Annotated in this window: 14 protein-coding genes; 7 read left to right on the top strand and 7 right to left on the bottom strand. The window is 73.1% G+C overall.

All coding sequences use genetic code 11. From position 1 onward, the window contains the following. Window positions 1-372 precede the first annotated feature (372 nt). On the bottom strand, window positions 373-1,083 hold the full coding sequence (locus ACFXHB_RS04825) for a response regulator transcription factor (protein WP_380572102.1): 711 nt from the start codon (window positions 1,081-1,083) through the stop codon (window positions 373-375). Window positions 1,084-1,266: 183 nt separating this feature from the next. Between ACFXHB_RS04825 and ACFXHB_RS04830 the strand changes: the two genes are divergently transcribed. Then, window positions 1,267-1,851, top strand: a complete 585-nt coding sequence (locus ACFXHB_RS04830; protein ID WP_380572104.1) for a TetR family transcriptional regulator — start codon at window positions 1,267-1,269, stop codon at window positions 1,849-1,851. 53 nt (window positions 1,852-1,904) lie between these two features. On the opposite strand, the gene ACFXHB_RS04835 is transcribed toward ACFXHB_RS04830, so the two are convergent. Beyond that, window positions 1,905-2,639 (bottom strand): SDR family NAD(P)-dependent oxidoreductase, encoded by a 735-nt coding sequence (locus tag ACFXHB_RS04835; protein WP_380572375.1) that lies wholly within the window; start codon window positions 2,637-2,639, stop codon window positions 1,905-1,907. 202 nt (window positions 2,640-2,841) lie between these two features. Further along, window positions 2,842-3,471 carry a ScbR family autoregulator-binding transcription factor gene (locus tag ACFXHB_RS04840; RefSeq protein ID WP_380572106.1) on the bottom strand — a complete coding sequence of 210 codons (630 nt, stop codon included), beginning with the start codon at window positions 3,469-3,471 and terminating at the stop codon, window positions 2,842-2,844. Window positions 3,472-3,586: 115 nt separating this feature from the next. On the opposite strand from ACFXHB_RS04840, the gene ACFXHB_RS04845 reads away from it, so the two are divergent. Next, complete coding sequence (locus ACFXHB_RS04845; protein WP_380572108.1) at window positions 3,587-4,513, top strand: ScbA/BarX family gamma-butyrolactone biosynthesis protein; 927 nt, start codon at window positions 3,587-3,589, stop codon at window positions 4,511-4,513. A 425-nt stretch (window positions 4,514-4,938) separates the two neighbouring features. Then, window positions 4,939-6,384, top strand: a complete 1,446-nt coding sequence (locus ACFXHB_RS04850; protein WP_380572110.1) for a glyceraldehyde-3-phosphate dehydrogenase — start codon at window positions 4,939-4,941, stop codon at window positions 6,382-6,384. A gap of 154 nt (window positions 6,385-6,538) precedes the next feature. Here ACFXHB_RS04850 and ACFXHB_RS04855 read toward each other — a convergent pair whose 3' ends face one another. From ACFXHB_RS04855 to ACFXHB_RS04865, 3 genes are all read right to left on the bottom strand, one after another. Further along, window positions 6,539-7,807 carry a sugar ABC transporter permease gene (locus ACFXHB_RS04855; protein ID WP_380572376.1) on the bottom strand — a complete coding sequence of 423 codons (1,269 nt, stop codon included), beginning with the start codon at window positions 7,805-7,807 and terminating at the stop codon, window positions 6,539-6,541. A 59-nt stretch (window positions 7,808-7,866) separates the two neighbouring features. Further along, window positions 7,867-8,646: an ATP-binding cassette domain-containing protein gene (locus tag ACFXHB_RS04860; protein ID WP_380572112.1), complete on the bottom strand. Its 780-nt coding sequence runs from the start codon at window positions 8,644-8,646 to the stop codon at window positions 7,867-7,869. A 187-nt stretch (window positions 8,647-8,833) separates the two neighbouring features. Further along, on the bottom strand, window positions 8,834-9,946 hold the full coding sequence (locus tag ACFXHB_RS04865) for a substrate-binding domain-containing protein (protein WP_380572114.1): 1,113 nt from the start codon (window positions 9,944-9,946) through the stop codon (window positions 8,834-8,836). Window positions 9,947-10,404: 458 nt separating this feature from the next. Here ACFXHB_RS04865 and ACFXHB_RS04870 point away from each other — a divergent pair, with 458 nt between their 5' ends. From ACFXHB_RS04870 to ACFXHB_RS04885, 4 genes are all read left to right on the top strand, one after another. After that, window positions 10,405-12,111, top strand: coding sequence for a glycosyltransferase family 2 protein (locus tag ACFXHB_RS04870; RefSeq protein ID WP_380572116.1), 1,707 nt, complete (start codon window positions 10,405-10,407; stop codon window positions 12,109-12,111). A gap of 15 nt (window positions 12,112-12,126) precedes the next feature. Next, entirely contained in the window at window positions 12,127-15,180 is a 3,054-nt protein-coding gene (locus ACFXHB_RS04875) for an acyltransferase family protein (RefSeq protein WP_380572118.1), read from the top strand. A 204-nt stretch (window positions 15,181-15,384) separates the two neighbouring features. Beyond that, entirely contained in the window at window positions 15,385-16,149 is a 765-nt protein-coding gene (locus tag ACFXHB_RS04880) for a DUF5995 family protein (RefSeq protein WP_380572120.1), read from the top strand. Between the two features lie 114 nt (window positions 16,150-16,263). Then, complete coding sequence (locus tag ACFXHB_RS04885; protein ID WP_380572122.1) at window positions 16,264-16,980, top strand: flavodoxin family protein; 717 nt, start codon at window positions 16,264-16,266, stop codon at window positions 16,978-16,980. Window positions 16,981-16,999: 19 nt separating this feature from the next. Here the strand turns inward: ACFXHB_RS04885 and lanL are convergent, their stop codons facing one another. After that, entirely contained in the window at window positions 17,000-19,666 is a 2,667-nt protein-coding gene (gene lanL / locus ACFXHB_RS04890; protein WP_380572124.1) for a class IV lanthionine synthetase LanL, read from the bottom strand. Between the last annotated feature and the right edge of the window lies 1 nt (window position 19,667).

The raw sequence follows: 19,667 nt of genomic DNA on the forward strand, positions 1-19,667 counted from the left end.
CCGTATAAGCCCGTGGTGGTCGGGGCCCGGCCGCCGGCTTGCCGGGGTTTGGGCGGGCGGGTCCTCCCGCTGCCCACAGCGGCCTGGGCCTCCCGCCCCAGGGGCGGGAGCCACTGCCGTCTGTCGAACCGTCCGGTCGTTCACGCCGGGTGTCGCGCTTTCGGGGGGCGCCTCGGCCTTCCGTCCGTCGACTGCCGGGGAAACAGCGGATGACGGTTGGTCGGCGGGCGGGTCGCGCTCACGGGGATCCGATCTCGGTGGGTCCTTGCGGGCTCTGTCCTTGTGAGGTCCGTCCTTGTGGGGGCGGTGCTACGGGGTCCGTCCTCCGGGGGCCCGTTCCTTGTGAGGCGGGCCCGGCCGGCGGGCCGGGCGTCAGCCGTGGCCGATGCGGTAGCCCACGCCGCGGACGGTGATGACCCAGCTGTTGGCGCCGAGCTTGGCGCGGAGGTTGCGCACGTGCGTGTCGATGGTCCGGCTGGAGTCCACCCAGTCGGTGTCCCACACCCGGGCCATCAGATCCTTGCGTGACATGACGTTGCCGGGGTTCGCGGCCAGGGTGTGCAGCAGCTCGAACTCCTTGGCGGTGAGGCTCACCCGCTCGCCGTGCAAGCGGACTTCACGCGTCCTTTCGTCCACGTGGAGGGGGCCGATGGATAATATGCGGATGGGCGCCGGTCTAGGATGAGCCCGACGAAGTACCGCCTCGATGCGCGCTGTCATCTCGCGTGGACCGCAGGATCGGACGACGCAGTCGTCCGCGCCCGCCTGGAGGGCGAGCACCCGATCCAGTTCGGTGTCGCGACCGGTGAGAGTGATAATGGGCTTGTCTCCGCTCGCCCGTATCGAACGGCATACTTCGAGGCCGTCGATGTCGGGGAGATCGAGGTCGAGCAGGATCATGTCCGAGTGCTCATGGGTTCTCAGCACCTCAGCGCCGGTGCTGACGAGTCTCGTGAAGTAGCCCTGTCGTCGGAGGTCGTGTGCCCTTCCTTCGGCGATGTCCTCGTCGTCGGCGACGACGAGGACGCGGATCGCCTGCGGCTCGGAGGTCTTCTCGGTCCGTCGGTACTGGATCGACACCACGGCCCGGGGTTGACCTGGTAGTTCGGTTCGAGAGGTTGCCGTCAGAGTCATAAAGTCCCCCCTGTACACCAGTTCTACACAGGATGCACCACGGGGAGGCGCCCCCGCTACAAAAATAGTGGCATTCTTTTTTTACACCTATGGTGCGGGTGTATGAACGCCACATCTGACAGGAGCATGATGATGCAAGAGAGGGCGGCCCGGACGCGACAGAACCTGGTCAGCGCGGCCGCTGGCGAGTTCGACCGCGACGGATACGCGGGGGCGTCCCTGGCACGGATCGCCAGGTCGGCCGGAATCACCACCGGAGCCCTGACCTTCCACTTCCAGAGCAAGGAGGAGATGGCCTCGGTCGTCAGGACCCAGGGGCACGCCGTGACCCAGGCCGTGGTGGGCCAGGTCACGGCGCGGAGCGAACCGCCGGTCCAGTCGGTCATCTCGCTGACCCTGGCGCTGGCCGATCTGCTGGAGCGGGAGGCCGTGGTCCGGGCCGCGGCCCGGCTCGCCAGGGAGCAACCCGGCGAGCCGGACTGGTCGTCGACCTGGGCCCCGGTGATCCATGAGCGTCTGCGGGAGACGCACGACGCCGAGTTGGGCCCCTACGGTGACCGGACCACCCTCGCCACCCTGGCCGGGTACCTGGTCACCGGCGCGGAGTCCTGCATCCGGCAGCGGGCCTGTCGTAAGGAGCCCCTGGACGGTCAGTCGGTGGAGCACATCAGCCGCATCTGGGAGCTCATCGGCTGCGGCGAGCAGTGTCTGACTTGAGCCCACGGGCGAGAGTCCCCCGGCCGGGGCCGGCCCCGGCCTCGCCGCCCCCGTCAGACGGCGCTGCAGCCGCCGTCTACGGGGACGGCACCTCCGGTCACGAAGGAGGCCTGGTCGCTCAGCAGCCAGGCCGCGGCGCGCGCCACCTCGACCGGTTCGGCGAGGCGGGGTTGGATGGACCGGGCCACCGCGAGCTGCTCCAGCTGCGGTACCTGCCGGATGGCGTCCTCGATCAGCTCGGTCCGGGTCGTCCCGACCACGAGCGCGTTCACTCTGATGCCGCGCCCCCCGTACTCGGCCGCCGCGGCCCGGGTCAGGCCGAGCACGGCGTGCTTGGCGGCCACGTAGGGGGAGACCGCGCCGGTGGCGAACAGGCTCGCGGTACTCCCGGTGTTGACGATCGATCCGCCCGACTCCTGACGCATCATCACCGGCACCTGGTGCTTCAGGCAGTTCCACACGCCGCGCACGTTGACGTCCATGATCCGGTCGTAGACCGCGTCGTCCGTTTCGTGCAGCTCTGATCCGATCGCCCCCCAACCGGCGTTGTTGAAGGCGCCGTCGAGGCCGCCGAAAGCCTCCGTCGCGGTGTGGACGGCCCGTTCGACGTCCGTCGTGGCCGTGACGTCCCCCGGGGCCACCTCGACCCGCCCGCCCGCGGCGCGGATCTCGCCGGCCAGCAGGTCGAGCAACTCCTTGCGCCGGGCGACGAGTACGACGGCCGCGCCCTCGGCGGCGAACAGCCGGGCCGCGGCCGCGCCTATCCCGCTGGACGCTCCGGTGATCATGACGGTCTTGCCCCGCAGCAGCCCCTGGCCGTGCTCCATGCGCTTCGCCCCCCTGCTCGCGGCGCCGACGGCCCGCGAGCCGGTCCTCGGTGTGATCGAACTCGGATGTGGATCATTGTCCGGTCCTGACGGGGGGCGCACCAGACGGGTCGGTCGACGATCCGGGAAACAGACCGGCGCGGCGGGCGGAACCGCCGGGGCGCTACTCCGGGCGTCCCCGGCACTCCGAGAGCTCGATCCGCCTGGCGGTGCTCGGCGTGGCCACGGCCGGCAGCAGGAGCTGCCAGAACTCCACGACGCGTGCCGGGAGATCGGCGCGCCTGGTCTCGATGAACGAGTGCATCTGGGCGCCGGTACACGCGTACACCACCAGCCGGGACAGGGCCTGGATGTCGGTGCCGGCCCGCAGCTCCCGCCGGCGCTGGGCGACGAGGAGGTCCTCCAGGATGATCTCGGCCCACTGGCGGTGGGAGTTCTCGTCCGGGGAGTTGAACTGCTCCTGCTCCCAGACCAGTCGGGCGCCCGCCTGCAGGATGGGGTTGTCGAGCAGCTGGCAGGCCCAGGTGAGCGACACGTCGACGACGCGCTGCAGGCCCTCCGAGGGGCGCGGGGTCACCACCCACTCGGGCTGCCGGAAGACGATCTCCCGGGCCAGTTCGCTCTTGTTGCGGAAGTGGAAGTACACCGCGCCCAGCGTCATGCCCGCCTCGTCGGCGATCTTCACGACGCTGGTCCCGGAGAAGCCCTGCTCCCCGAAGAGCTTCGCGGCGGCCTGGATGAGGGCGGCCCGCGTCCGCTCGGCCCGCTCCTGCTTCACTGGGCGTCCCACCATGCGACTACACCTCATGTTGCTTGATAAAGAAGAGTATTCTTCATTTTATAGGCTGGGGGGACGATTGCACCGCTCCCGTCCTCCGCCACACCGACTCCGGGGGGAGACGGCTCACATGGAGTCGCGTCCAACGATCCTTCAGCACGCGGCCACCACCCGGCCGGAGATACCGGCACTGGTCGGCAAGTCCGTGGCCGGCGAAGCACTCGTCACCGACTGGGGCGACGTCTCCGGCGCCACCCAGTGGGTCACGGTGCGATGGCCGCACGACCACCCCTTCTACGCCGAGGGCGGCCGCTACAGCCCCCTGCTGTTCGTCGAGAGCGCGCGCCAGGCGCTCTCCGTGCTGAGCCACGCCGTCCACGGCGTCCCGCTCGGGTACCGCTTCGGTCTGGAGCGTATCCGAACCTCCGTCAACTCCGACGAACTGTCGACCACTTCCGGACCGGCCACCGTCGACCTGGCCATCACCCACAGCTCTGTCCTGCGCCGGCGGCTCGGCTCCGCCCACGTCGTCTCCCAGGTCGAGGCCCGGCGCGCCGGACACCACCTGGGGACGGCCGAACTGCACTACACCAGCCACCCGCCGGCCCTGTACGAGCGCCTGCGCGGCCGCTCCGCCGACGCGCGCCAGGCCTTCGCCCGGGCGCTCCCGCCGCCCCCGCCGGCCCCCGCCGACCTGGTGGGCCGCCTGGACCCGCGGGACGTGGTCATCTCGCCGACGGACTCGCCGGGCCGCTGGCGACTGCGCACCGACACCGGTCACCGGGTCCTCTTCGACCACCCGCACGACCACGTACCCGGCATGGTGCTGCTGGAGGCCGTCGTCCAGGCGGTCCGCGCCGCGCTGCCGTACCCGACGGTGCCGGTCGGCTTCGACAGCACCTTCCTGCGCTACGTCGAGTTCGACCAGCCCTGCCTGCTCACCGTCACCCCCGAGCCCCCCGACACCGAGGGCCGCCCCCGCACCCGCGTCGACGCCACCCAGGAGGGCCGGCCGGTCTTCACCACCACCCTGACCACCGAGCCCTGCCGGGCCTGAGGCGGGCGGCTCGCGGCTCCAGCGGCGAGGAGAGCGGCCTGACCTCGGGGACTCGGGGGTCGAGACCTGGACCGACCGCACGGCCGTGACCGGGTCCGCGGCCCGGGGCGGCGATCCGGTCGCCACCTACGGTGACGACGGGTGGACGCCGGCGCTCGCCCGGCCCCGCCACGAGAGCCCGCCGTCCGGCCGGCCCGACCCGGTGCCCGGCTTCCGCGCCACCGCGGCCGGCACGGAGATCCCTCGGGCGCTGCCCGGTCTCGGGCGGCCCCGGAGCGGTGCGGATGGGCCCTTCGTGCGGGCGGCCGCGCGGGCCCACCGGGCCGCCGTGGAGGGCGAAGTCCCTGCTCGGGTGGGTCCGGCTGAGAGGCCAAAGTGGCCCAAAGCTAGCATGGAGGCATTCGCCTAGCTCGAAAGATGGACCTGTGACTGTCAACGAAGACGTGTTCACTAACTGGATGAACCGCGAGGAGATCGCGGAGTCGATGATCCCGATCATCGGGAGGCTGCAGCGGGAGCGGGACGTCACCGTTCTGCTGCACAGCCGTTCCCTGGTGAACAAGTCGGTGGTCAGCATTCTCAAGACTCACCGGTTCGCCCGCCAGATAGCCGGTGAGGAGCTCTCGGTCACCGAGACGCTGCCCTTCCTGCACGCGCTCACCGCGCTGGATCTCGGCCCCTCCCAGATCGACATCGGCATGCTCGCCGCGACGTACAAGGCCGATGACCGCGGTCTGTCGGTGGCGGAGTTCACCGCGGAGGCGGTGGCCGGCGCCACGGGTGCGAACAAGCTGGAGCGCCGCGGGTCGCGGGACGTCGTGCTCTACGGGTTCGGCCGGATCGGCCGGCTGCTGGCCCGGCTGCTGATCGAGAAGGCCGGCTCGGGCAACGGCCTGCGGCTGCGTGCCATCGTCGTCCGCAAGGGCGCGGGCGACGATCTGGTGAAGCGCGCCTCGCTGCTGCGGCGCGACTCGATCCACGGCCAGTTCAACGGCACGATCACCGTCGACGAGGCGAACAACACGATCATCGCCAACGGCCACGCGATCACGGTGATCTACTCCGACGACCCGACGAAGGTGGACTACACCGAGTACGGGATCAAGGACGCCATCCTGATCGACAACACCGGCCGGTGGCGCGACCGCGAGGGGCTGTCGAAGCACCTGCGTCCCGGGATCGAGAAGGTCGTGCTGACCGCGCCGGGCAAGGGCGACGTCCCGAACATCGTGCACGGTGTGAACCACGACACGATCAAGCCGGACGAGCAGATCCTGTCCTGCGCCTCCTGCACCACCAACGCGATCGTCCCGCCGCTGAAGGCGATGGCGGACGAGTACGGCGTGCTGCGCGGCCACGTGGAGACCGTCCACTCGTTCACCAACGACCAGAACCTGCTGGACAACTACCACAGCTCGGACCGCCGTGGCCGTTCGGCACCGCTGAACATGGTCATCACCGAGACCGGTGCCGCCTCCGCCGTCGCGAAGGCGCTGCCCGACCTCGACGCGAAGATCACCGGCAGCTCGATCCGGGTGCCGGTGCCGGACGTCTCGATCGCGATCCTCAGCCTGCGGCTCGGCCGCGAGACCACCCGTGAGGAGGTCCTCGACTACCTCCGGGACGTGTCGCTGACCTCGTCGCTGAAGCGCCAGATCGACTTCGTCACCGCCCCCGACGCGGTGTCGAGCGACTTCATCGGCTCGCGCCACGCGTCGATCGTGGACGCCGGCCCGACCATGGTCGACGGGGACAACGCGATCCTCTACCTGTGGTACGACAACGAGTTCGGCTACTCGTGCCAGGTCATCCGGGTCGTCCAGTACGTCTCCGGTGTGGAGTACCCGACCTTCCCGGCCCCGGCGCACTGAGCCCGGCGCACTGAGCCCGGTCCGTCGAGCCCGGCGCTCTGGCCCGGTCCGAAGGCCTCGCGGCCGGGCGCCCGCGGACGCGGCACGGAGGCCCGCTCCACCTCGGTGGAGCGGGCCTCCGCCGCAACGCGCGTGGGGTCGCGCCGCCCGGCGGTCAGGCGCGGCCGGCGGCCTTCTGGGTGCGGCGGGCGAGGGAGTCGACGACCACCGCGGCGAGCAGCACGGCGCCGGTGATCATGAACTGGATGGCGTTGCTCAGGCCCTCGATGTTCATGCCGGACTGGATCGAGCCGATCACCAGTGCGCCGAGCAGGGCCGACCAGGTCTTGCCGCGGCCGCCGAAGAGGCTGGTGCCGCCGATGACGGCCGCCGCGATGGCGTTCATCAGCAGGTTGCCGCCGCCGGAGGTCTGGCTGGCGGACTGGATCTGGGCGGCCAGGAAGAGGCCGCCGATGCCCGCCATGGTGGAGCAGATGACGAACACGCTGATCCGGATCCAGGAGATGTTGATGCCGGCGCGGCGCGCGCCCTCGATGTTGCCGCCGAGCGCGAAGATCTGGCGTCCGTAGGTGGTGCGGCGCAGGACGAAGTCCAGCACCACGATGAAGATCAGGAAGATCAGCAGGGCGAGCGGCAGCCCCTTGTACTGGTTGAGGGTGTACGCGGCGAGGAACGCGACGACGGCCAGCGCCGTCGTCCGCAGCACCAGGTCGGCCACCGGCCGGTACGGCACGCCGGCCGCCCGCCGCCGCCGGGTGTCGTACAGCGAGGCGGCGACGAAGAGCAGCACGCCGGCGGCGGCGGCGCCGTAGGCGGCGAGCTGCTGGCCGTAGATGGTGCTGTAGAGGCGGGAGACGATGTCCGTGCCGGGCAGGTTGACGGTGCCGCTCGCGCCGAGGATCTGCAGCATGGCGCCGTTCCAGCCGAGGTTGCCCGCGAGGGTGACGACGAAGGCCGGCACGCCGACCTTCGCGAAGAAGAGGCCCTGGACCAGGCCGACGACCGCGCCGCCGAGGACGGCGGAGAACAGCGCCACCCACTGGTTGACCCCGTGGGTGACGTCGAGGACGGCGTAGATCGCCGCGCACAGGCCGCTGACCGAGCCCACCGAGAGGTCGATCTCGCCGAGCAGCAGCACGAAGACCACGCCGATGGCGATCATGCCGGTGCCGACGATCTGCTGGGACAGGTTGGAGAGGTTCTGGGCGGAGAGGAAGGTGCTGTCCAGGCTGCCGAAGACGGCCCAGATCACGACCAGGGCCAGGACGACGGGCAGCGAGCCGAGTTCGCCGCTGCTCAGCCGCCGGCGGAACTCGCCCAGGTAGCCCTTGAGGCCCTCCTGGCGCACGATCAGCCGCGGGTCCACGGCCGGGGTCGCGGACGCCGCCACCGGGACGGGGGCGTTGACGCCGCCCTTGGGCATGCTGTCCTCGGGCAGGGGGTGGTGGTGGCGGCCGTCGTCGCCGCCCGGGATGTCGTCGGTCACTGGGAGCCCTCCGTGCCGCGGGCCTGTCGGCGGGTCACCGCGTTGTCCGTGGCACCGGTGATGGCCGAGATGATCTGTTCCTGGTTGGTGGCGCGCCGGTCGAAGACGCCGTTGTTGCGGCCGAGCCGCAGGACCGCGACGGTGTCCGCGACCGCCATCACGTCCGCCATGTTGTGGCTGATCAGGATCACGCCGAGGCCCCGGTCGCGCAGCCGCTCGACCAGGTCCAGGACCTGGGCGGTCTGCTCGACGCCGAGCGCGGCGGTCGGCTCGTCCAGCATCACGACCTTGGGCGACCCGATCAGCGCGCGGGCGATCGCCACCACCTGGCGCTGACCGCCGGAGAGCGAGGCGATCGGGATCCGCACGCTGGGGATGCGGATGGAGAGCGTGTCCAGCAGCTCGCGCGAGCGCTTCTCCATCTCGACCTCGTCGAGGACGGTGAAGCGCTTGATCTCGCGGCCCAGGAAGAGGTTCCCGACCACGTCGAGGTTGTCGCAGAGCGCGAGGTCCTGGTAGACGGTGGCCACCCCGAGGTGCTGGGCGTCCTGGGGGCGGTGGATGGACACCGGGCGGCCCTGCCACTCGATGACGCCCTCGTCCGGCTGGTGCACCCCGGCGATCGCCTTGACGAGGGTGGACTTGCCGGCGCCGTTGTCGCCGACCAGTGCGACCACCTCGCCGGTGCGCACCTCCAGCTCGATGTCGGTGAGCGCCTGGACGGCGCCGAACCGTTTGGAGACCCCGCGCAGGGCCAGTACGGTCTCACCTGCCACAGTGACCAACTCCCTTGCCCCGCCTCCGGGGAGAAGGCGGGGCGTGTTCGGCTTCGGGGTGCCCGGGGTTGCGGGCGACGACCGCGGCGGCCTTCGGCGGCGAGTGGGCGACCGGGTCCGACCGGTGCCGGGCCGCGGGCGGCGCCGGAGGTTGCGTGAGGCCCGGCGACCGCGTGAGGCCCGGCGACTACGTGAGGCCGGCGGCGGCGCAGGCGGCGGCGTAGTCGGGCGTGCAGATCTGCGCGACGGTGTAGAGGCCGTCGGCGACCACGGTGCTCTTGATGTTGTCCTTGACCAGCACCACCGGGGTGATCAGGTCGGCCGGCACCTTGTTGCCGCTGCCGTTGGTCACCGTGACGGGCACCAGCGAGGCCTCGGGGGACTTGCCCTGGGCGAAGGCCACCGCCATCCGCGCGGCCGCCTCGGTCTCCGGCTTGAACGGCTTGTAGATCGACATCGTCTGGGTGTTCACCAGGATCCGCTGCACCGCGTCCAGCTGGGCGTCCTGGCCGGTCAGCGGCACGCTGAGGCCGGCCGCCTTCAGCGCGGTCGCGATACCGGCGGCCATCCCGTCGTTGGCCGAGTAGACCCCGACGACGTTCGGCGCGCCGATCGCGGTGATCGCGGCGGCGGCCTCCTGGTTGGCGTTGTTCGGGTCCCAGTTCGGCGTGTCGTACTCCTTGCCGATCTTGAGCTTCCCGTCGATGGCGCTGTGCGCGCCCGCCTTGAAGTCGGCCGCGTTGGGGTCGGTCGGCGAGCCGTTGATCATGATGACCGACCCGGAGTTCGCCTTGTCGCCGACGGCCGCCACCAGGGCCTGCCCCTGCAACTCGCCGACCTTCTTGTTGTCGAACGACACGTACGAGTCGACCGGCCCCTGCGCCAGGCGATCGTACGCGACCACCTTCACGCCCGCGTCGTGCGCCTTCTGGACGGAGGACTGGATCGACTTGGAGTCCACCGCGTCCAGGATCAGGACCGTGTCGCCCTTGGTCAGCGCGGTGTCCACCTGGGTCTGCTGGGTGGTCGCGTTCTCGTTGGCGTTGTAGTAGTCGATCTGCGCGTTCGGTGCCAGTTCCTTGATCTTCTGCTCGATCAGCGGGCGGTCGAACTGCTCGTACCGGGTCGTCTTGGTCTCCGGCAGCAGCAGCCCGATCTTGACCGCCCCTCCCGCGCTCGCGCTCGCACTGCCCGAGGACGTGGTGCCGGTCGACTGCTTGGCGCTGCCGCACGACGCCAGGCCCATTCCGACGGTCACCACTGCGGCCACCGCGACGACGCGGCGTAGCCCGATGCTCATGAGGATGCCTCTCCGGTTGAGTCCACCCCCGCCTCCGAGTCTGGGAACACCGGGGTCCCGGCACGATCCGGACTGCGCCGAACGGGCGGCACGGCCGTCCGTCCGGGGGAGCGGGCGTCGGGGGTGCGGCGGGAGCGGGCGTCGGGGGTGGGCGCGGTGGAGCGGTCGGAGTGGGTGCGGTGGAGGGGGAGCGGTGGAGTGGGCGGCGGGAGGCCGCGGGCGTCGCGGCACGCCGCCGACGGGTCCGGAGGCGCGCACCCCCGTGGATGTTGGACGACTGTTAACCCCGCTGTGACCTGCTGCTTCCCGTCGCGCCCCGGCCGGGACGTTCGAATGATCAAGGGGTGGGCGCGGGGCCGGCCGGAGGGTGTCCCAGGTCACGGACGACCGGGGAAATGGTCTATACCAATGCGGTACTGTGGCCGTGGAGCTGTCAGAAACGCGGCTGTGGGGGCCTCATGACTGTCCAACATCTTCCTCAACCTCCTTCCGATCAGGAGCTGTACTGGTACTTCGGACCACAGCGCCGCTGGGTGCTCGTTCTCACCTCGCTGGCCTTCGTCTTCACTGCGGCGACCATGTTCACCTTCTCGCTGCGCACCCCGGCCCTCTGGGGCTTCCTCGCCGTCCTCGCGCTCAACGTGGTCGCGCTCGGGCTCTCCTCGGTCAACAGCCTCCGCCAGCGGCGGCTGACCAGGCAGTCGCACGAGGTCCTGGTGCACGCCTGGAACCCCGTTGAGCTGCCGACCGTCGACCTCTACCTGCCGACCTGCGGCGAGCCGCTCGACGTCCTGGAGAACGCCTACCGGGCGGTCCGGGCGCTCGACTGGCCGGGCGCGCTGACCGTCTGGGTGCTCGACGACGCCGACCGCGCCGAGGTCGCCGACCTGGCCGCCGCGCACGGCTACGCCTACGTGGTGCGCCCCGACCGGGGGCACCTCAAGAAGGCGGGCAACCTCAACCACGCGCTCACCCTGAGCCGCGCCGAGTACATCGCCATCCTGGACGCCGACTTCGCGCCCCGGCCGGACTTCCTGCGGCACCTGGTGCCGTACTTCGCCGACGCCCGGATCGGCATCGTGCAGAGCCCGCAGTGCTTCGACACCGACGAGTCGATGGGCTGGATCCAGCGCGCCGCCGGTTCGGCGCAGGAGTGGTTCTTCCGCTGGATCCAGCCCTCCCGGGACGCCAGCGACGCGGCGATCTGCTGCGGCAGCAACGCGGTCTACCGGCGCGCGGCGATCGACGCGGCCGGCGGCTTCGCCCGGCTCGACCACAGCGAGGACCTCTTCACCGGCCTCGGCGTGTACGAGAAGGGGTACCGGACGCTCTACGTCCCGGTGCTGGTCGCCAAGGGCACCTCGCCCGACAACCTCGCCTCCTACGTCAACCAGCAGTACCGCTGGGCGATGGGCAACCTGCACCTGCTCGGCTCGCCCGTCCTGAAGCGGATCCGGGCACCCTGGCGGATGCGGCTCTGCTTCTACGAGGGCGTCGTCGGCTACCTGGCCGCCGCGGTGAACCTCTTCGTGGCACCGCTGCCGCCGCTGGTGATGATGTTCTGGTACCCGGACCAGATCCGGCCCTGGCACGTCCTGCCGCTGCTCGCGCCGCTCTGGCTCTGGCACGTGCTGCTGCCCCGGATCAGCCGGACCCGCTGGCGGATCGAGGTGATCCGCTCCAACGTGCTGATGAGCGTGGCCGCCGGGGCCGCCTTCTGGCACACCCTGCGCGGCCGCAGCGCGGCCTGGGTGCCCACCGGCGCCGGCCGGGCGAAGCCGGGCGGGCTGGCCCGCCGGGTCGTCCTGGTCTCGCTCGGCTGGCTCTGCGCCTCCGTCGGCGCGGCCGCCGCGGGCCTCGCGCTGGCCGTGGCCCGCAACGGCTGGGAGCCCAACTGGGGCCTCGGCCTCTACCTGGCCGTGCAGTGCCAGATCGGCCTCCCGCTGATCCGCGACCTGGTCGGCGAACTCCGCCCGGCCGACGGGGGGAGCGCGGCCGCCCCGGCCCGCCCCGGCGTCCTGCGGCGGCTGCTGCCCCCGCGCGCGGCGCGGACCGGCATGCTGCCCAGGCGCTGGCCCGAAGCGCTGGCCGCCACCGCCACTCTCGTGCTCACCGCCCTGCTGGCCTCCGGCTGGGTCCGCCCGATGCTGCCCTGGCTGGGTTGAAAGGTCGTCACACCGATGTCCCCGACCACGGGTCCGGACCTCCTGCCGGACACCTACACCATTCCCGGTCCGCCGCGCGGCGGCTCCGGCTCCCGGGGCTCCGGCGCGCGGGCGTCCGGCAGCCCGGGGCCGGCCCCCCGCGAGGCCGGCTTCCGTCCCGACATCGAGGGCCTGCGCGCGGTGGCGGTCCTCGCGGTGCTCGCCTTCCACGCCTCCGTGCCCGGACTGGCCGGCGGGTTCGTCGGCGTCGACGTCTTCCTCGTCGTCTCCGGCTACCTGATCACCGGCCTGCTGGTGCGCGAGGCCGTCACCACCGGCCGGATCCGGCTGGGGGAGTTCTTCTCCCGCCGGGCCCGCCGGCTGCTGCCGTCCGCCGCGGTGGTGCTCGGCGCGGTCGCGCTGGCCGGCGCCTGGCTGACCGTCCCGCTGCGCCGCGCCGACCTGGAGCACGACGTGCTCGCCGCGGCGCTCTCCGTCGCCAACTGGCGCTTCATCTCCGAACAGACCGACTACCTCGCGGCCGGGCGCGACCCGAGCCCGCTGCTGCACTTCTGGTCGCTCGCGGTGGAGGAGCAGTTCTACCTGTTCTGGGCGCCGTTGGTCGCGCTGATCGTGTTCCTGGCGGCCCGGGCGGTCCGCCGCGGCCGGGCCGTCCGGACGACGGCGGCCGTGGTCGCCGGAGCGCTGACGCTGGCCTCCTTCGCCCTGTCGCTGCACTGGACCCGGGGCTCGGTCTCGCTCGCCTACCTCGGCACGCCGTCCCGCGTCTGGCAGTTCGGGGTCGGGGCACTGCTCGCCCTGCTGCCCTGGCACCGGCTGCGCGGACCGCGCCCGCTGCGCCTGCTCACCGGCTGGGCCGGCCTGCTGGCCATCGGCTGGTGCGTCCTCGCCTACGACGCCGGCACCCCCTACCCGGGGTACGCCGCGCTGGTGCCGACCGTCGCCACCGCCGCGATCATCCTGGCCGGGACGCCCGACCGGCGCGCCGGCCGGGGGGCGGCGGGCGCCCCTGGCCTCGGGGTGGACCGGCTGCTGGGCCTGCGCGCCCCGCGCGCGATCGGGCGGCTCTCCTACAACCTCTACCTGTGGCACTGGCCGGTCCTGGTGCTCGCCGAGGCCCGGCTCGGCACGCTCGGCTGGCCGGCCAAGGTGGCGCTGAGCGCGGCGGCCGCGCTGCCCGCCGCGGCGGTGCTGCGCTGGATCGAGCAGCCGCTGCGCCGCAGCCGGACCGTCTCCGAACTCCCCAGGCGCGGACTCTCGTTGGGATTGACCGCGGTGATCGTCCCGGTGGTGCTGGCGTTGGTCGTCGGCACCGGTACGCTGCGACTGCTCGGCCCGGCCGGGCCGGTGGACCTGCTCGGTCTGCCGCCCGGCTCGCCCGACGGCACCTCGCTGCTGGTCCGCACCGCCGCCGCGCCCAAGAGCGGACCGGTCGTCCCGGCCGCGGCGCAGGCGCGCAAGGACTTCCCGCCGGACGGCGAGTGCGAGGTGGCGCCGAGCGCCGTCACCAGCCCCGCCTGTCTGTTCGGCGACACCACGAGCCCGGACCGGATCGTCCTGCTCGGCGACTCGCACGCCGGCCAGTGGTTCTCCCCGGTGCTGGCCATCGCCGCCCAGCGTCACTGGGCGCTGGAGGAACTGGTCAAGCAGGGCTGCCCGCTGCCGGAACTCGACGTCGTCAACCCGCAGTTGGGGCGGACCTACTGGGAGTGCGACAGCTGGCGGACGGCCGCCCTGGAGCGGCTGAGGAACGGGCCGAAGCCCAAGCTGATCGTCGTCTCCGCGCTCAACCGCTACACCGACGACCGCCGGGTCCTGCTGGAGGGCTGGGAGCGGACGCTGGCGCCGCTGCGCGCGCTCGACGTGCCGATCGTCTACATCCAGGACACCCCGATCCCCGGGACGGACGTCCCGGCCTGCGTCTCCGGGCACACCGAGGACCCGGCCGCCTGCGAGTTCCCGCGCGGCCGGGCGCAGTGGCCGGACCCGCTCGCCGAGGAGATCGCGGCCGGACGGGTCCCCGGTGTCCGGTCGGTCGAGCTGAACTCCGTGCTGTGCCCCGGCGCGGGGCGCGGCTGCCCGGCCGTCCTGGAGCGCATCCTGCTCTACCGGGACGACGCGCACCTGACCAACGTCGCGGCCGTCGTCCTCACGCCCCGGCTCGACCGGCTGCTGACCGAGGCCGGGCTGGTGCCCGCCACCGGTGCTCCGAACGGCACCGGTACGGGGACCGGGGGCGCCGACGGCTGGACCCCGGTGCTGCGGGACGACTTCGACGGCCCGGCCGGCAGCCGCCCCTCCGCCGACCGCTGGCAGTACGACCTGGGCACCTGCTACCCGGGCTGCCCGGCCCCCCAGTGGGGCACCGGGGAGATCGAGACGATGACCGACTCGACCGCCAACGTCCGGCTCGACGGCCGGGGCGCGCTGGAGATCGTCCCCACCCTGGAGAACGGCCGCTGGAGCTCGGGCCGGATCGAGTCCCGCCGCTCCGACTTCGCGCCGCCGCCCGGCGGGGTGCTGCGGATCGAGGCCTCGATCGCCCTGCCCGACGTCACCGGGCCGGCCGCCGCCGGCTACTGGCCGGCCTTCTGGACCCTCGGCGGTGAGCTGCGCAACGGCTACACCGGCTGGCCCGCGATCGGCGAACTCGATGTCATGGAGCAGGTCAACGGCCGTGACTCGGTGTTCGGCACGATGCACTGCGGCACCCTGGAGGGCGGCCCCTGCCAGGAGCCGAAGGGCCTCGGCTCGGGTGACCAGCCGTGCGGCGCGGACTGCCGTACCGGCTTCCACCGGTACGCGGTGGAGGTCGACCTCACCCCCGGGGCCGAGCAGGTCCGCTGGTACCTCGACGGACGTGAGCACCACCGGGTGACGGCCGACCGGATGGACCGGGCGACCTGGGACAAGGCCGTCAACCACGGCCTGTTCCTGATCCTGAACGTCGCCGTCGGCGGCAACCTGCCCGCCGCGCTCGGCGCCACCCCCGGCCCGGCCACCGAGCCCGGCCACCCGATGCGGGTGGACTACGTCGCCGTCTCGACCCGGGGAGGCAGCCGCCCCTGACCGCCCCTGCCCGGCCGGGGCCGCCCCCGCCCGCCGGCGGGGGCGGCCCCGCGCGTTCCGAGCCCGGCCGCGACCGGGGCGGTGGGCGGTTCGGGTGACGGGCGGCGGTGTGTCCGGGCTGCGCGCGGGCCCGGCGGCGGTGGCCGCTGTGTATACGTGGCAGTCGGGTCCGACCCCGCACTGACCGCTTCGGAAGGGATGGCCATGACCCAGTCGCATGCCAGGGCCGCGAAGAGCATCGACGAGGTGATCGGGCGGATGCGGGCGATCGAGGCCCGGCTGGATCCGGCGGACGGCGTGGCCTGCTTCACCCGGATGTACCTGCGGGTCGCCGAGCTGACCGGCCGGCAGCTCGCCGCGGGCTCCTTCCAGGACCGGGCGTTCGTCGAGGACCTGGCGGTGTTCCTCGCCCACCAGTACGTCGACGCGGTGGACGCCGCCGACGCGGGCCGCCCGGTCAACGAGGCCTGGCAGCCGCTGTTCGAGGCCCGGGACGACCGGGCGGTCCGGCCGATCCAGTTCGCCTTCGCCGGGATGAGCGCACACCTGAGCCACGACCTGCCGCTGGCCCTGGTCGCCACCTGCATCGAGCGCCGCACCACGCCGGACACCCCGCCCGTGCACGCCGACCACCTCAGGGCCGCCGAACTGCTCGAAGAGGCCGAGACCGAGGCCCGCGCGTCCTTCGGGGCCGAACTCACCGCGCCGGACGCCCGGGCCGCCGAGTCGCTGCGGCACCTGGTCGGCAGCTTCTCCGTCGCCCGGGCCCTGGACGCCGCCTGGGCCACCACCCAGACGCTCTGGCACGAGCGCAATCTGCGCCCCTTCCACGACGCCACCCTGGCCGCCGTGACCGGCGGCGCGGTGCTGGCGGCGCGGCTGCTGGTCACCCCGGTCCTGCCGCCGGTCGAGCCGCCGGGTGGTTCGCCCGTCGAGCCGCCCGCCGAGCCGCCCGTCGCCGGGGACTGACCCCCGGCCCCGCACCCCGGCCGCCCGGCTCGCGCGGTCGGCCCAGCCCGACGGGCGGTGCCCCGGCCGGGCGGCTGGACTGGTGGGCGACCGCCTCCTCCGAAAGGGCCGCCGATGTCCGCCTCGCCCCGCACCTACGACGACCTGAGCGCGCTGGTCGTCAACTGCACCCTCAAGCGCTCGCCCGAACGCAGCCACACCCAGGGCCTGATCGACGTCAGCACCGGCATCCTGCAACGCCAGGGCGTCCAGGTCGACGTGCTCCGGGCGGTCGACCACGACATCGCCACCGGCGTCTGGCCCGACATGACCGAGCACGGCTGGGAGACCGACGACTGGCCGGTCCTCTACAGCCGGGTGATGGCGGCCGACATCCTCGTCCTGGCCGGACCGATCTGGCTGGGGGACAACTCCTCGGTGATGAAGCGGGTGATCGAGCGGCTCTACTCCTGCTCCTCGCTGCTCAACCCCGAGGGCCAGTACGCCTACTACGGCCGGGTCGGCGGCTGCCTGATCACCGGCAACGAGGACGGCGCGAAGCACTGCGCGATGAACGTCCTCTACTCGCTCCAGCACCTCGGCTACGTGATCCCGCCGCAGGCCGACGCCGGGTGGGTCGGCGAGGCGGGGCCGGGGCCGTCCTACCTCGACGCGGGGTCGGGCGGTCCGGAGAACGACTTCACCAACCGCAACGCCACCTTCATGACCTGGAACCTGCTGCACCTGGCCCGGATGCTCAAGGACGCCGGAGGCATCCCCGCCCACGGCAACCAGCGCTCCGAGTGGGACGCCGGCTGCCGCTTCGACTTCGAGAACCCCGAGCACCGCTGACCGGCCCGAACGGAGGCGGTCAGCCGATGAGGCCGATCCGCCGTCCGCCCCGCTCGTGCAGTCGGCGGAGGAAGGACAGCACGCCGGCCGAGCCGCCGGCCCAGGTGGCGCTCGACCCGGTCAGGCCGGCGTCCGGGAACACCGGGCGGGCCGGGGTGCCGCCGCTGCGGCTGAGGACGATGGAGGCGACCGTCCCGGCGGCGTCCCGGAACTCCTCCGGCCCGGACGCACCGGAGGCCCCGGACGCCCCGGCGACGTCCAGCAGCAGGTCGCCCACCCCCGACAGGCCGCAGCACTGGCCGGTCAGCGGCATGCGGGGGGCCAGCGCGAAGCAGGTCCGCGCGGCCCGACGGGCGAGGTCGAGGTGGCCGGGTTCGCCGAGGCGGTCGGCGGCCCGGACGAGCACCGCTCCGATCCCGGCCAGGCCCCGGCACCACGAGCCGTAGCGGCGGGTCGCCCCCGGGAGGCCCGCCGCCGCGATGATGCCCGGGGTGAGGGCGGCGAGGTGCGCGCAGGCCTGCCGGGCCCGGCGGGCGGCGGCGGGATCGCCGGTCGCGTCCGCGTACTCCAGCAGGAAGTAGGCGACGCCCGCCTCGCCGTGCGCCAGGCCCTCGCGCAGGGCGGCGCTGCCGCTCGTGGCGGCGCCCGCGGGCGTCAGCCGGGCCCGGCCGGCGGCCAGCATGCGGTCGCAGGCGGCGGCGACGGCGAGGTGCCGGTCGGCGAGCGGGGCGTCGCCGGCCGCGCGGGCGTGCCGGGCGAGCAGCAGCCGCCCGACGCCGATGCCGGCGACGCCCTCGATCAGGTCCGCTTCGGGCGGTCCGCCGTCCGGTCCGCGGGTGGGCAGGGTCGGGCGGCCGGCCGGTCCGGCGGTGGTGGCCGGGGCCGCGTCCGGGCTGTCCGTCGTCGTCGCTGCCGTCGTCGCTGCCGTCGTCGCTGCCGTCGTCGCTGTCGCTGTCGCTGTCGCTGTCGCCGTCGCCGTCGCGGCTTCGGCGAGGAAGAGGTCGACGCCCGTGCGGCCCGCGTAGAAGCCCGGGGACAGGCTCCGGTCCTGGCCCGCCGTCCACCGGGCCAGGGCGTCGACGGCGTCGCGCACCCCCGGTCGGTGGAGGTGGTGGAGGAGCTCCAGGCCGAGCCCGGAGCTTCCGCCGTAGAGGTCGACCGGGGTCGGGATCCGCGCGCGGGCGGCGAGCACCGGGTCCGCGATCCGGTGGGCCTCGGTGACGCAGTACGCCGTGGTGTGCTCGATGATCTCCGCGAGCAGGTCGTCGTCGAGTCGGGGCCGGTCCTGCCTTCGGGGCGCCCCGGACGGCCGGAACACCCGGGGTGCCCCGGTGCGGAGCCGGTCGGCGCCGGCCGTCCGCACGACCGGGTCGAAGCTGGTCAACTCGGCGACGGCCGCCCGGATCCAGTGGTGTCGCTCGTCCGGAAGCGCCCAGGCCAGACCGGCGAGGGTACGGTCCCGGTTGACGGCGGTGTCGGTGTCGACGACCACCGGGTCCAGGCCGGTGGCGGCGAAGCAGAGGGTGGCGCCCAGCGCGTAGTAGTCGTCGGCGGGCTCGGCCGGTCCGGTGGCGCGGCGGACCGGGGCGCTGTAGCCGGGGGTCGAGCCGTCCGGACCGACGCCGGCCAGCGCGCTGATCCCGAAGTCGACCACCTGACAGCGGCCGCGGTCGTCCAGCACGACGTTGTCGGGCTTGAGGTCGCGGACGACCACGCCCCGGAGGTGGATCTCGTCCAGGACGTGGAGCAGCCCGGCGGCCAGCCCGGAGAGCGTGCGGGCGGGCCGGGCCGGGTCCTCGCCGTACGGACCGCGGTCCTGGACGTCCCGCCGCAGGTCCCGGTCGCCGCAGCTGCTCATCACCAGGTACTCGTCCGAACGGTGCCGGAAGTAGTCGAGCGCGCGGGGCACCCCGGTGACGGTGTCGAGCGCGGCCAGCACCGTCCGTTCGTTGCGCAGCCGGTCGCGGGTGTCCGCACCGGACTCGTCCTCGGCCACGAAGGCCCGCGCCTGCTTGACGACCACCGGCTCGCCGGTGACCCGGTCGACCGCGCGGTAGACGTTGCCCTGCGGTTTGCGCGCGATGCCGCGGGTGACCCGGTAGCGGCCTCCGCCGAACCCGGGGGCGGAGAGCGGCCGGGCGGCGTGCCCGGGGTGGTGGGCGAAGGGGTCCTCGGCCCAGGGCGGGCACCGGTACGACCCGCCGGCCAGGCCGTCGAAGACCCGTCCGTCCGGGCCCGTCATGACCGACTCCAGCCGCCCGCTCCGACCGGTCCGGTAGTCACCCGTGAAGGGGCCGTAGCGGTAGTAGACGGGGGCGTCCGGGTCGACCCGCCGGTCGCTCACGATCCGCGGGCCCTCGCGGCCCCGCAGCACGGCGACGAGCTCGTCGGCGAGCCCGACGACGCCACCGGGTGCCGGGTAGACGGTGACCGCCTTGCCGACGGCACCCGCGCTCGACGCGCCGGAGTTGAGCGTCCGCAGGGTCTCCGGGCTCCTGGCCCACTTCGCGTGGCAGACGTGCCGCCGAAGCACCGGCAGGACGAGGCCGGTCACGGTGTCGAGCTCGTCCGGCCGGGTGGAGACGTGCAGCTTCCAGCCGTGGTCCATCGCCGGCATCCGCGAATCGTTCAGGTACGACCAGGTGTCGTCGGACCACCCGCCGCGGCCGGCGATGGACCCGGTCACC

It is taken from the genome of Kitasatospora sp. NPDC059327 (assembly GCF_042752535.1).
In the GTDB taxonomy this organism is placed as follows: domain Bacteria; phylum Actinomycetota; class Actinomycetes; order Streptomycetales; family Streptomycetaceae; genus Kitasatospora.

Bases quoted from the DNA above. Each gene is read 5' to 3' on its own strand.
- ACFXHB_RS04830 (WP_380572104.1), top strand. From the start codon at position 1,267: ATGCAAGAGAGGGCGGCCCGGACGCGACAGAACCTGGTCAGCGCGGCC.
- ACFXHB_RS04835 (WP_380572375.1), bottom strand. From the start codon at position 2,639: ATGATCACCGGAGCGTCCAGCGGGATAGGCGCGGCCGCGGCCCGGCTG.
- ACFXHB_RS04840 (WP_380572106.1), bottom strand. From the start codon at position 3,471: ATGGTGGGACGCCCAGTGAAGCAGGAGCGGGCCGAGCGGACGCGGGCC.
- ACFXHB_RS04845 (WP_380572108.1), top strand. From the start codon at position 3,587: ATGGAGTCGCGTCCAACGATCCTTCAGCACGCGGCCACCACCCGGCCG.
- ACFXHB_RS04855 (WP_380572376.1), bottom strand. From the start codon at position 7,807: ATGCCCAAGGGCGGCGTCAACGCCCCCGTCCCGGTGGCGGCGTCCGCG.
- ACFXHB_RS04865 (WP_380572114.1), bottom strand. From the start codon at position 9,946: ATGAGCATCGGGCTACGCCGCGTCGTCGCGGTGGCCGCAGTGGTGACC.
- ACFXHB_RS04870 (WP_380572116.1), top strand. From the start codon at position 10,405: ATGACTGTCCAACATCTTCCTCAACCTCCTTCCGATCAGGAGCTGTAC.
- ACFXHB_RS04875 (WP_380572118.1), top strand. From the start codon at position 12,127: ATGTCCCCGACCACGGGTCCGGACCTCCTGCCGGACACCTACACCATT.
- ACFXHB_RS04880 (WP_380572120.1), top strand. From the start codon at position 15,385: ATGACCCAGTCGCATGCCAGGGCCGCGAAGAGCATCGACGAGGTGATC.
- ACFXHB_RS04885 (WP_380572122.1), top strand. From the start codon at position 16,264: ATGTCCGCCTCGCCCCGCACCTACGACGACCTGAGCGCGCTGGTCGTC.